At 50.4% G+C, this 12,554-nt stretch carries 10 protein-coding genes; 6 read left to right on the forward strand and 4 right to left on the reverse strand.

Annotation, left to right across the window (positions count from 1 at the left end):
* Nucleotides 1-335: 335 nt before the first annotated feature.
* Nucleotides 336-461, forward strand: a complete 126-nt coding sequence (locus ITJ87_RS18880; RefSeq protein WP_005834280.1) for a hypothetical protein — start codon at nt 336-338, stop codon at nt 459-461.
* Here ITJ87_RS18880 and ITJ87_RS03370 read toward each other — a convergent pair.
* From ITJ87_RS03370 to ITJ87_RS03380, 3 genes are all read right to left on the reverse strand, one after another.
* Nucleotides 458-1,423: a phosphatase PAP2 family protein gene (locus ITJ87_RS03370; RefSeq protein WP_005830954.1), complete on the reverse strand. Its 966-nt coding sequence runs from the start codon at nt 1,421-1,423 to the stop codon at nt 458-460. The two genes, ITJ87_RS18880 and ITJ87_RS03370, sit on opposite strands and share 4 nt — an antisense overlap.
* Nucleotides 1,414-2,421 (reverse strand): NAD(P)-dependent oxidoreductase, encoded by a 1,008-nt coding sequence (locus ITJ87_RS03375; RefSeq protein ID WP_117964983.1) that lies wholly within the window; start codon nt 2,419-2,421, stop codon nt 1,414-1,416. Before ITJ87_RS03375 ends, ITJ87_RS03370 begins: the two co-directional genes overlap by 10 nt.
* A 75-nt stretch (nt 2,422-2,496) precedes the next feature.
* The gene (locus ITJ87_RS03380) at nt 2,497-3,435 is read right to left on the reverse strand and encodes a cation diffusion facilitator family transporter (protein WP_117601096.1); all 939 of its coding nucleotides are present in this window, start codon (nt 3,433-3,435) and stop codon (nt 2,497-2,499) included.
* Nucleotides 3,436-3,661: 226 nt separating this feature from the next.
* Here ITJ87_RS03380 and rnr point away from each other — a divergent pair, with 226 nt between their 5' ends.
* Together rnr and ITJ87_RS03390 are read left to right on the forward strand one after the other, a co-directional pair.
* Nucleotides 3,662-5,806 (forward strand): ribonuclease R, encoded by a 2,145-nt coding sequence (gene rnr / locus ITJ87_RS03385; protein ID WP_117964984.1) that lies wholly within the window; start codon nt 3,662-3,664, stop codon nt 5,804-5,806.
* Nucleotides 5,807-5,877: 71 nt separating this feature from the next.
* A complete protein-coding gene (locus ITJ87_RS03390) occupies nt 5,878-6,354 on the forward strand; it encodes a pyridoxamine 5'-phosphate oxidase family protein (RefSeq protein WP_117601069.1) in 477 nt (158 codons plus the stop codon).
* 63 nt (nt 6,355-6,417) lie between these two features.
* Here the strand turns inward: ITJ87_RS03390 and cysK are convergent, their stop codons facing one another.
* Nucleotides 6,418-7,365, reverse strand: coding sequence for a cysteine synthase A (gene cysK, locus ITJ87_RS03395; RefSeq protein WP_117964986.1), 948 nt, complete (start codon nt 7,363-7,365; stop codon nt 6,418-6,420).
* A gap of 220 nt (nt 7,366-7,585) precedes the next feature.
* Here cysK and epsC point away from each other — a divergent pair, with 220 nt between their 5' ends.
* The 3 genes from epsC (at nt 7,586) to ITJ87_RS03410 (ending at nt 12,419) form a co-directional block, all read left to right on the forward strand.
* Nucleotides 7,586-8,485, forward strand: a complete 900-nt coding sequence (gene epsC, locus ITJ87_RS03400) for a serine O-acetyltransferase EpsC (RefSeq protein ID WP_117601067.1) — start codon at nt 7,586-7,588, stop codon at nt 8,483-8,485.
* 188 nt (nt 8,486-8,673) lie between these two features.
* Nucleotides 8,674-10,173: a THUMP domain-containing protein gene (locus ITJ87_RS03405; RefSeq protein ID WP_117601066.1), complete on the forward strand. Its 1,500-nt coding sequence runs from the start codon at nt 8,674-8,676 to the stop codon at nt 10,171-10,173.
* A gap of 20 nt (nt 10,174-10,193) precedes the next feature.
* Nucleotides 10,194-12,419, forward strand: a complete 2,226-nt coding sequence (locus ITJ87_RS03410; protein WP_117964988.1) for a DPP IV N-terminal domain-containing protein — start codon at nt 10,194-10,196, stop codon at nt 12,417-12,419.
* Nucleotides 12,420-12,554: the final 135 nt, after the last annotated feature.

The raw sequence follows: 12,554 nt of genomic DNA on the forward strand, positions 1-12,554 counted from the left end.
CCATCGAGTCCGACACTTGAGCAATCATCCTCACGCCCCTTCTTGAATAGCTTCTGAGAGGGGGGCTATTCAGACGCAGATGACACGTTTTGTTGCCATCCGCATAACTCACTGTCTGTCAGCAAGAAATTTTGCCAATCACTTGCCTTGCCCTTGGCAAACTTTTGCCATGCCTATGGCAAAGTTTTGCCAACGCGGTGGCAAAGCCTTGCCATAGGGAAGGCAAAACCTTGCCAACAAAGAGGCAAGAAAAAAAACATTGTTTCTTTGGCAGAAAGAAACAAGTCCCTATATTCGTCTTCCCAAGAAAGAAAGAATCCCATAAATATGTCTTTATGAAAAAGAAAAAACTACTCAAACAGCTCATCGTAAACTTCCAGCATTCACTTCCGGCAGAAGTTTATCCGCGTACATTGGTATTACCCACAGACAGTGGAAAGATAATCACCGTGCCCGACTAGCGGAACATCGGCTGCGCAAACCATCGCTTGAACATCCACGTGGCCAGGATATAAATGCCGAAAGCCGATACGAAACCCACGATAGAGTCTATCAGGTAATGTGCCTGGATATAGACCGTAGCCCCACACAACAGCAGATAGAAAGGAAACAAGCAGGCAAACAGACGCTTGCTGCCACGCCATGCCATAATCATCAGTACCGTAGACATTCCGACGTGCGAACTGGGAAAAGCAGCCGTGGGGCGCTCACCCACCTGCTGGGAACTCTCCACCAGGTTGTAGAAGAAGCCGTGCTCATAGCCCGGACCGGGAAGAAGTTCCTGATGGTGATGGAAATAATCACCGATGGACGGGAAGATACCTTGCGCCACATGGTCGCTTCCAATGGCGGGGAAGTAGAACTGCGGCCCGGCAACGGGGACGAAGATATAAATAAGGTAATAGATGAAGAAAGCGGTGACGATGACGAACGAAACCTTCTCGAAAAGGTCGAAACGATAAAGGAAATACCACACCACCACCAGCAGAATCATCGGATAATAGAAGAAGTATCCCATATTGAACGGCTCGCTCACCCACATCTGCGGAAACCTTTCACAGAACCATACAGCAGGCTGTCCGCCAAACATCCACTGCTCCACCGACGCGAACACGTGGTCGAGATTGGGGAATATCCGGTTGAACTCAAAGGTGTCGGGATACCAATAGGAAAGCAGTGACATCTGGATGGCTATGCGCACAAAGGCAGAGAACTTGCAGGGTGCCAGCCGGTAAAGATACATCAGCAGGAACGTCATACCCGCAATGACAACACGGTCTGCAAGCATCTGCACCGGATGATCCATTTCCTGAAAAAGAAACAGAATGAGAATGGAAGTCAGCAAATTGTATATCAGCGTAATCTTCTCTACCGCAAAAAGCCCCTTACGGGTTTCTACCCTTTTAAATAAATCTAAAGCCATCCCTTATCCTTATACCAGGCAATGGTTTCCTTTACACCCCGTTCCAGGTCGTACTCAGGACTGAAGCCCAGTTCCTCGACGGCCGGTGTGATGTCACACTGCCAGTTGCGTTGTTTCATTATTCTATACTTGTCCGAATTGAGCGTACTGGTCTTGTTCTGCCGCTTCGCCCAAAATTCAGCGAGCAAAGATACGACTTTCAATACAATTAACGGACATCTCAGGCGAATAACAAACGGGTTGCCCAATTCTTTCCTTATCAAATCGGAAAAAGCACGGCTACTATACACCTTCCCGTCAGCCAGAAAATAGGCGCGGCGGGACACCTGCTTCTCTATCCCGAGGAAGACGGCCTGCACGATGTCCTTTACATATACAAACGTCAAGTCCTGGCGGCGGAAGCCCACAGAAAAGTCCGTATGCTGCCGGATGGACTTTGCCATAAGATAATAATCCTTCTCACGCGGCCCGTATACACCCGTCGGCCGGTAGATGACGTAGGGGAAACCCGGAATACTCTGCAAATAAAGTTCTGTTTTCAGTTTACTGAGCCCGTAGGCGGTATTGGGTGAAGGGGGGTCACTCTCCATAATCGGGTCGTAGGTCCTCTCGCGTACCGGACCGAACACACTCAGCGTACTGATGAAAATAAACTGCTTGGGAATCATGTTCAGCTCCCTCAGCGTATCGATGAAGTATTTGGTCTGCAGGTAATTCACCAAATCGAATTCGTTCTTGTCCACGCACTTCGTCACACCGGCACAATGAACAATATAATCAAACTTATTGTAGGTCCCTTTATGTCCCGAAAGCTGCGCCCTCAGTTCATTGGGATGCGCAAAGTCCAGTTCGAGAAAATGTATCTTGCGGTCACGCAGATACTCGCGGCTGCTGGACGAGCGTACACCCGCCCACACACCGAACTTGCGCTTCAACGCTTCCTCCACGATGAAACTTCCGATAAATCCGCTTGCTCCTGTAATTAAAATCGATTTCACTTCTTCAGTTACAAATTACTAATTACTTTTCATCCGATTACTTTTCATCCAATCCGTCACCTTGGCGCTCCTTTATTACTTTGTCGCCTCGTTACTCTTCTTCACCGGCTCCACATGGATGCTGACCAGTGTTCCTTTGCCGAACTGCCTTTTCAACTTGTTCTCCACCGCCGTTGCCGTCTCGTGAGCTTCCTCCAGCGAGATGCTGCCATCCATACGCACATGCACCTCGATGGCACAATAACTGCCGATGCGACGCGTACGAAGGTGATGCGGCGAGCTGATACCGGGAAAAGAGAGAATTGTCTTTATTATCTCATCCTCTACCTCGGCAGGCAATGATTTCTCCAACAGTTCGTCCACACACGGTATCAACAATTGCACAGCCACCTTCATAATGAAGAAGCTGACAATAACCGCCGCCACCGGGTCCAGCACCCGCCAATGGTCACCCAAAAGAATGGCTCCACCTATCCCCACTGCCGTGCCTATGGATGAAAGCGCATCACTCCGGTGATGCCAGGCATTGGCAACAACCGCCTGCGAATTCAACTTCCTACCCTTGAAAACGGTATATTGATAAAGCACTTCCTTGAAAACGATGGATACCAATGCAGCCACCAGCGCCAGCATACCGGGCTCCTGCAAAGAACCGCCTTGCAGGAAACGGTAAATGGAGGAAGCCCCGTTCCAGAAAATGCCGAATCCCACAAACAACAGAAAGACACCGATAATGGCAGTTGCCAGCGTCTCGTACTTGCCATGACCGTAATCGTGCCCCTCATCCTCGGGCTTTGCTGAGATGCGCACAAATACAATGACAATAATATCTGTAATGAAATCCGACAAAGAATGTACCGCATCCGCCAGCATGGCGGCACTGTGACCTACAATACCTGCAAAGAATTTGAAGACAAGCAAGAGAAAGTTTACCACACTTCCCACAACCGTCACCCGGTAAATGTCTTTTTCCCGTGTGGCATCTGCTTTTTTGTTCAGAGTTTGCATTTCCATCTGCTTTTCGTCTAAGGTACAGCCTATCTTCACTTTGTGTGCAAATATAGTACATAAATCCATTACAATCTGTCGTTCCTTCATTATTTTCAATAGAATGATAATATTTTGAAGTCTGAGTGAACGAAGGAACGTATTTATTTGTTTACTTTGCAAGAGGTAATCACCACAGATTACACAGATTGACACAGAATCTCTATTTATACATAAAATACATCATAACATTATGGCCAAAAAGAAAGAAAAGAAAGCCGGCAAACGCATGAAGAAGAAAGAGCTCGTCAAAGTACTGCTGGAATTCTTCCACACAAAGCAAGACGAAGTATTATCCCTGAAATACATCTTTGAACAACTCCACCTCACCACACATCCGCTGAAGATGCTGTGCATGGACATCTTGTCCGAACTGTCGATGGACGACTACATCACAGAAGTGGACAAGCACAAATACAAGCTGAACAACCACGGCGTGGAAATGACCGGAACCTTCCAGCGCAAGAGCAACGGCAAGAATTCCTTTATACCGGAAGGTGGAGGCGAACCGATATTCGTGGCCGAACGCAACTCGGCACACGCCATGAACAATGATAAAGTGCGTATCGCCTTCTATGCCAAGCGTCGCGGACGCGAAGCCGAAGGAGAAGTCATCGAGATACTGGAACGTGCCAACGACACCTTCGTGGGTACCCTGGAAGTTGCCAAGTCATACGCTTTCCTTGTAACGGAAAACCGTACGCTTGCCAACGACATCTTCATCCCCAAAGAAAAGTTGAAAGGCGGCAAGACGGGCGACAAAGCCATCGTAAAGGTGGTGGAATGGCCCGACAAAGCCAAGAACCCCATCGGCCAGGTAATCGACATCCTGGGGCGCGCAGGAGACAATACCACCGAGATGCACGCCATCCTGGCGGAATTCGGCCTGCCCTATGTCTACCCCGCTGCCGTAGAGAAAGCTGCCGACAAGATACCCGCCGAAATCTCCGCCGAGGAAATAGCCCGACGTGAGGACTTCCGGGGTGTGACCACCTTCACCATCGACCCCAAGGATGCCAAGGACTTCGACGACGCCCTCTCCATCCGCAAACTGAAAGGGGGACTTTGGGAAGTAGGCGTACACATTGCCGACGTGACCCACTACGTGAAAGAGGGCGGCATCATAGACAAGGAAGCCGAGAAGCGTGCCACATCCGTCTACCTCGTAGACCGCACCATCCCAATGCTCCCCGAACGGTTGTGTAATTTCATCTGTTCACTCCGCCCCGACGAAGAGAAGCTTGCCTACTCCGTCATCTTTGAAATGACGGAAAAAGGCGAAGTGAAGAACTCACGCGTGGTACATACCGTCATCAAGAGCGACCGCCGCTTCACCTACGAAGAAGCCCAGGAGATTATAGAAACCGGCAAAGGAGACTTCCAGGAAGAGGTGCTCCAACTGGATAAGCTTGCCAAAATACTGCGTGAGAACCGCTTTAAGGCAGGAGCCATCAACTTCGACCGCTACGAAGTGAAGTTCGAAATTGACGAGAAGGGCAAACCCGTCAGCGTCTACTTCAAGGAGTCGAAAGATGCCAACAAGCTGATAGAGGAGTTCATGCTGCTTGCCAACCGCACCGTAGCCGAAAAGATAGGCCGCGTGCCCAAAGGCAAGAAAGCCAAAGTGTTGCCATACCGTATTCACGACCTCCCCGACCCGGAGAAGCTGGACAACCTGGCACAGTTCATCGCCCGTTTCGGCTACAAGCTGCGTACCAGCGGTACAAAGACCGACATCTCCAAGTCCATCAACCACCTGCTGGACGACATCCAGGGCAAGAAGGAGGAGAACTTGATTGAAACCGTCTCCATCCGCGCCATGCAGAAGGCACGCTACTCCGTACATAACGTGGGGCACTATGGTCTGGCTTTCGATTACTACACCCATTTCACCTCGCCCATCCGCCGCTATCCGGATATGATGGTGCACCGTCTGCTCACCAAGTATTTGGACCAGGGAGGCCGCACCGTGTCCGAACAGAAATACGAAGCCCTCTGCGAGCACAGCAGCAACATGGAGCAGATAGCCTCCAACGCGGAACGCGCCTCCATCAAGTACAAGCAAGTAGAGTTCATGACCGAACGCCTGGGACAGACCTTCGACGGTGTCATCTCCGGTGTAACGGAATGGGGCCTCTACGTGGAGCTGAACGAAAACAAATGCGAAGGCATGATTCCCATCCGTGACCTCGACGATGACTATTACGAATTCGACGAAAAGAACTACTGCCTACGCGGGCGCCGTAAAAACCGGATATACAGCTTGGGAGACGCCATCACCGTCAAAGTGGCACGCGCCAATCTGGAGAAGAAACAACTGGATTTTGCACTGGTATAGAATAACCCTATAATTTAAAATCATCCCCGATCCCTTTCTTTCAGAGAGAGACCGGGGATGAGACCTGCACGATGAAAACGATTACTATTACGGACCCTACACAGATTGAGGAAATTATCCGCAAATGTCCATATTGCATAGTGGGCATCACAGACCTTGAAGGAAACCCATATGCGGTTCCCATGAACTTTGCCTATCAAGACGGAGTGATATACTTGCATTCCGGCCCGGAAGGTAGTAAAGTGGAGATGATAACAAAGCACCCGCAAGTTTGCATCACCTTCTGCGAAGGACACGAACTGGTCTATATGCACCGGCAAGTGGCATGCAGCTATAGCATGAAGTCGCGCAGTGTCATCTGCCATGGAAAAGTACACTTCGTGGAAGACATGGAAGAGAAGCGACGCGTACTCGACATGCTGATGAAGCAATACACGGAGAATGAATGCAAATATGCCGAACCTGCCGTACGCAATGTCAAGATATGGGAAGTGAAAGTAGAGAAAATGAGCTGCCGGTCGTTCGGGTTAAGACCAAGCGAACTATAAATACCATCTGCCAGCTACCTGCTCCACATTGATGGAGCGGATAACCGGCAGAAATGTTTGCTCTTACAATGGGTATTCCTCAAACGCATACAACAACGTCGAAAGATACCGTTCTCCCGTATCGGGCAGCAGCGCGACAATCGTCTTGCCCTCATTTTCGGGCAACCTTGCCAGGCGGGCAGCCGCAGCAACGGCAGCCCCCGAAGAGATGCCGACCAGCAATCCCTCATACTTCGCCAGTTCGCGACCCGTACGGATGGCATCATCATTGGATACCTGCAGCACTTCGTCTATCACGGCACTGTTATAGTTCTTCGGCACAAATCCCGCACCGATACCTTGTATTTTATGGGGACCGGGCTTTCCGCCGGAAAGTACGGGAGAATCTTCGGGCTCCACAGCCACAATCCTTACCTTCGGGTTATTGGCTTTCAAGGCTGCGCCCACTCCGCTCACCGTGCCTCCCGTACCTACACCTGCCACAAAAATATCCACCCGACCGTCCGTATCACGCCAGATTTCCTGTCCCGTAGTACGCTCGTGCATTGCCGGATTGGCAGGATTATCGAATTGCTGCAAAATCAACGAACCGGGGTTGGCGGCCTTCAGTTCCTCGGCACGGGCTATGGCGCCTTTCATACCGTCAACACCCGGAGTCAGCACCAGTTCCGCACCGAGAGCTTTCAAGAGGTTGCGGCGCTCCAGACTCATTGTGTCGGGCATTGTCAGTATCAGCTTGTAACCTTTGGCGGCGGCTACAAAAGCCAGCCCTATGCCCGTATTGCCACTGGTAGGTTCGATGAGGGTGGCACCGGGCTTCAACAGCCCTTTTGCCTCGGCATCTTCTATCATGGCAAGCGCCACGCGGTCCTTCACGCTACCGGCAGGGTTAAAATATTCCAATTTGGCGATAACACGGGCTTTCAAACTTTTATTCTTGTTATAATTATTCAACTCCAACAAGGGAGTGTTGCCTACCAGGTCGGTAAGGCGTTCTGCTATCTTCTTCATAATCCAACTGTTTTAAAAACCCTCATTCCCCCTAAGGGAAAAGACTAACAATCCGGAGTGGAATGAGGTACGTTATTTCTTACAAGACAAAAGTAGCGCAAAATCGGTTCGTGGGAAATACCACAAATATGGTAAATATGTACTATAAATGAGGGATATGTAGGATATTTGACGAGTATTTCCTATCTTTGCCTCCACTTTTAAACTTAAGGATATCATAATGAGTCCACTCAACTTTACCCACATTTTGACACAAGCAGTCGATGAGCTATCGGAAAGCGAATCATACAAGGGACTGTTTCACCAGCATACGGACGGCAATCCGCTGCCTTCGGCAAAAGCGCTGCGCGACATCATCGAACTGGCGCGGGCCATCATCTTCCCCGGATATTTCGGAAATTCCACGGTCAACAGCCGCACGGTGACTTACCATATCGGTGTCAACGTGGAGCGCTTGTTCGACCTGCTGACCGAACAAATCCTTGCCGGACTCTGCTTTGCAGGCGATGGCGAATGCAATTGTTGTACCGAGCTCCAACGGGAAGAAGCCGCTTTATTGGCTGCCAAATTCATCAGCAACCTGCCGGCCATGAGACGGGTGCTTGCCACAGATGTGGAGGCTGCCTACAATGGTGACCCCGCCGCACAGTCGTTCGGCGAAGTCATCAGCTGTTATCCGGCCATCCGAGCCATCAGCAACTACCGCATTGCACACGAACTGCTCAAGTTGGGTGTCCCCCTCATTCCCCGCATCATCACCGAGATGGCGCATAGTGAAACAGGAATCGATATCCATCCGGGAGCGGAAATAGGCGGTTATTTTACCATCGACCATGGTACGGGTGTGGTAATCGGCGAGACCTGCATCATCGGCAACAACGTAAAGCTGTACCAGGGTGTGACCCTCGGTGCCAAGAGCTTCCCGCTGGACGAAGACGGCAAGCCCATCAAGGGCATTCCCCGCCATCCCATTCTGGAAGACAATGTGATAGTCTATTCCAACGCCACCATATTGGGACGTATCACCATCGGACAAGGAGCCACTGTGGGCGGCAACATCTGGGTGACGGAGGATGTTCCGGCAGGAGCCAGAATTGTACAGACAAAGGCGAAGAAATGAGAAGCCCCCAACCCCGTTTAAAAGGCAATATTGCTGCATTTGGCAGGCACTTGTGTCTGTCACGTCAGACACAAGTGTCCAACACAACAAACACCGGTGTCTGAGCCAACAGACGCCAGTGCCTAACAAACGGGAGGCAAATTACTGATAAACAATAGAATAAAAACAGTAAAATAGTAAATAAATAGATGAGCGAACAATCTTTTGAAATGATTGCCAAAACCTTCCAAGGACTGGAAGAGGTACTGGCACAAGAGCTGACTGCACTGGGCGCCAACGAAATAGAAATAGGCCGCCGCATGGTATCTTTCAGTGGTGATAAGGAAATGATGTACAAAGCCAACTTCTGCCTGCGTACAGCCATCCGGATACTGAAACCCATCAAACACTTCACAGCCAAGGATGCCGACGAGGTTTACGAACAGATTAAAGCCATCCGATGGGAAGACTATCTGGATACGGACAAGACCTTTGCCGTGGACGCGGTTGTATTCAGTGAAGAGTTCCGTCATTCCAAGTTCGTTTCCTACAAGGTGAAGGATGCCATCGTAGACTATTTCCGCGAGAAGACCGGCGAACGTCCCGGCGTGCGTGTCAACAAACCGGACGTGCTGCTGAACATACACATTGCCGAAACCAAATGTACGCTGTCTCTCGACTCCAGCGGCGAATCGCTGCACCGCCGCGGTTATCGCCAGGAAGCAGTAGAGGCCCCGCTGAACGAGGTGCTGGCCGCCGGCATGATATTGATGACTGGCTGGCGTGGCGAATGCGACATGATAGACCCGATGTGTGGTTCGGGAACCATTCCCATCGAAGCGGCGCTGATTGCACGCAACATCGCTCCGGGCGTATTCCGCAAGGAGTTCGCTTTCGAGAAGTGGGTGGATTTTGACCAAGAGCTGTTCGACACGATATACAATGACGACAGTCAGGAACGCGAATTCACACATAAGATTTACGGTTACGACAACAGCCCGAAGGCAAACGAAATTGCCACACACAATATAAAGGCTGCCGGCGTAAGCAAGGATGTAGTATTGAAGCTGCAACCCTTCCAGCAATTCGAGCAACCTGCGGAGAAATCCATCATCATCACCAACCCACCCTACGGGGAGCGTATCTCTACCAACGACCTGCTGGGACTTTACTCCATGATTGGCGAGCGTCTGAAACACGCCTTTACGGGCAACACTGCATGGGTTCTATCTTACCGCGAAGAGTGCTTCGACCAAATCGGGCTAAAAGCCACCTCCAAGATACCTTTATTCAACGGTGCACTGGAATGTGAATTCCGCCAGTACGAAATCTTCGACGGAAAGTACAAGGAATTCCGTGCCGAAGGCGAGGAGTTGAGCAAGGAGCGCAAAGAATTTCGTCCGGCTTCAGGAGAAAGGAAAGAGTTCAAACCCGGAGAAAGACGCGAATTCCGTCCCCGATTCAGTGGAGAGAGACGTGAATTCAGTGGCGAAAGACGCGAATTCAACGGTGAACGCAGAACAAGAGAATTCAAGGACGGCGAAAAGCGAGAATTCCGTCCGCGTGAAAGAAGAGAGTTCAAAGACGGGGAAAAACGGGAATTCAGACCGAGGGAAAGACGCGAATTCGGTGGAGAACGCAGAACAAAGTCGGGTGAGTCTTACCCGGAAAGAAAAAGAAGAGAGGCGGGAAAGAAGGAAGAAGAATAACACGAACAATGACAAGGAGAATGAATGCAAAGAAAATAAGTAAGAGCATTCTTGCACTGCTGATGGCAGTGCCTGCTCTGTTTACAACAAACGTCATGGCACAAGAACTGAAAAAGCCGACCCTGGAAGACCTTATTCCCGGAGGTGAAACCTACCATACTGCCGAAAACAAGTGGTACCAGTGGTGGGGCGATGCCGCTTGTCTGGAACTTGGCATCGACAATATAGAAGGTACATGGGCTGTCAAAGGATTAGGTGCCAAGCCCGGAGAGAAATTCACTGCCATCACATTGGAAGAAGCCAACGCGCTGCTGGAAGAAAAAGGACTTGGAAAACTGCGTCACTTTCATGCTGCAAAGGCTGTCAACGTACCCCGAGGCGTCAATCAGGGTATTCAAGTCCAAATAGACCCACTCCTGCTGCTGAACACCGGCAAGTACCGTGCCCTCGTCGACTGGAAGAAGAAAAAAGTCATCTGGAGCCAGCCTTGCCCCGCCCAAGCCGCAAATGAGGATTGGAACGAGGTAAGCCGCCATTTGGCTTATACTATCGGCAATAATCTCTATGTGATGACCAGTGACGGGCAAACCCTGAAAGTCACCAACGAACCGGAAGGTATCGTCTGCGGACAAAGTGTGCACCGCAATGAATTCGGCATTTCAAAAGGCACTTTCTGGAATCCTGCTGGAGACCTGCTGGCTTTCTATCGAATGAACGAAAGCATGGTCACCCCCTATCCATTGGTTGACATCACGGCAAGAATAGCGCTGGTGGATAAAATACGCTACCCTATGGCCGGCATGCTCAGCCATCAGGTAAAGGTAGGTATCTACAATCCAGCTACTCAAAAGACCATCTACCTGGACATGGGCGACCCAAAAGACCGCTACTTCACCAACATCACCTGGGCACCGGATGGCAAAAGCCTCTATCTGATAGAGCTAAACCGAGACCAAAACCACTCCAAACTGTGCCGGTACGATGCCGAAAGCGGAAAGCTGCAACAAGTGCTCATCGAAGAGAGACATCCCAAATATGTGGAGCCGCAATCTCCCATTCTATTCCTGCCATGGGACAGCCACAAATTCATCTATCAAAGCCAGCGTGACGGCTTCAACCATCTGTACCTATACAATACGGAAGGGGAACTGCTGAAGCAACTCACCTCCGGCCCCTGGCTTGTACAAGACATCGTAGGTTTTAACCGGAACACGAAAGAGCTCATTATCAAGAGTACGGAAATCTCTCCTTTGCAGAGCAACCTTTACGCTGTCAACCTGAAGAATGGCAAACGCAGCCTGATAGGAGACCCAACCGGCGTGCACTCGGCACAAATCTCCGGCTTCATGGGAACTTACCTCATCGACAATGCCTCTTCTCCCACTTGCCCCCGTACCATAAAACTGATGTCCACCAACCCGAAGAAACAATGGGAACACACACTGCTGACAGCCAAGAACCCCTACGAAGGCTTTGAAATGCCCAGCATAGAAGTAGGCACCATCAAAGCCGCCGACGGCAAGACAGACTTGTACTACCGCCTGATAAAGCCTGCCGACTTCGACCCGGCAAAGAAGTATCCCGCCATCGTCTACGTATACGGCGGCCCGCACGCCCAGATGATAACGAACGGCTGGATGAACGATGCCCGCGGCTGGGACATCTACATGGCAAACAAAGGCTACATCCTATTCAGCCTCGACAACCGTGGCAGCAGCAACCGTGGACTGGAGTTTGAAAACGCCACCTTCCGCCAGCTGGGCATCGAAGAGGGCAAAGACCAGGTGAAGGGCGTAGAATTCCTGAAAAGCCAGCCTTATGTGGACGGAGAGCGTATCGGAGTGCACGGCTGGAGCTTCGGAGGACACATGACTACGGCGCTGATGCTGCGCTATCCCGAAATTTTCAAGGTAGGTGTTGCCGGCGGACCCGTCATCGACTGGGCATACTATGAGATAATGTACGGTGAACGTTATATGGACACTCCGCAAACGAACCCGGAAGGCTACAAGCAGACGAACTTGAAAAACCTTGCCGGTAACTTGAAAGGACATCTGCTCATCATACACGACGACCACGACGACACCTGCGTGCCGCAGCACACCCTTTCATTCATGAAGGCGTGCGTGGATGCCCGTACCTATCCCGACTTGTTTATCTATCCCACGCACAAGCACAACGTCCTGGGACGCGACCGTGTGCATCTGCACGAGAAGATAACAAGATATTTCGAAGAATATCTTTGATGTACAATGTACCATATACAATGTACAATTTGCTATGCAGTGCGGGCGTGCAAATAGGGAGTAGATGGTAGAAGAAAGAAGAGAATAAAAGAGAGAATAAATCATTAAGTATAACAATCTGTACAACTTACCTGA

Origin of the sequence: Bacteroides sp. HF-162, assembly GCF_015679285.1 — a bacterium.
Lineage (GTDB): Bacteria > Bacteroidota > Bacteroidia > Bacteroidales > Bacteroidaceae > Bacteroides > Bacteroides uniformis.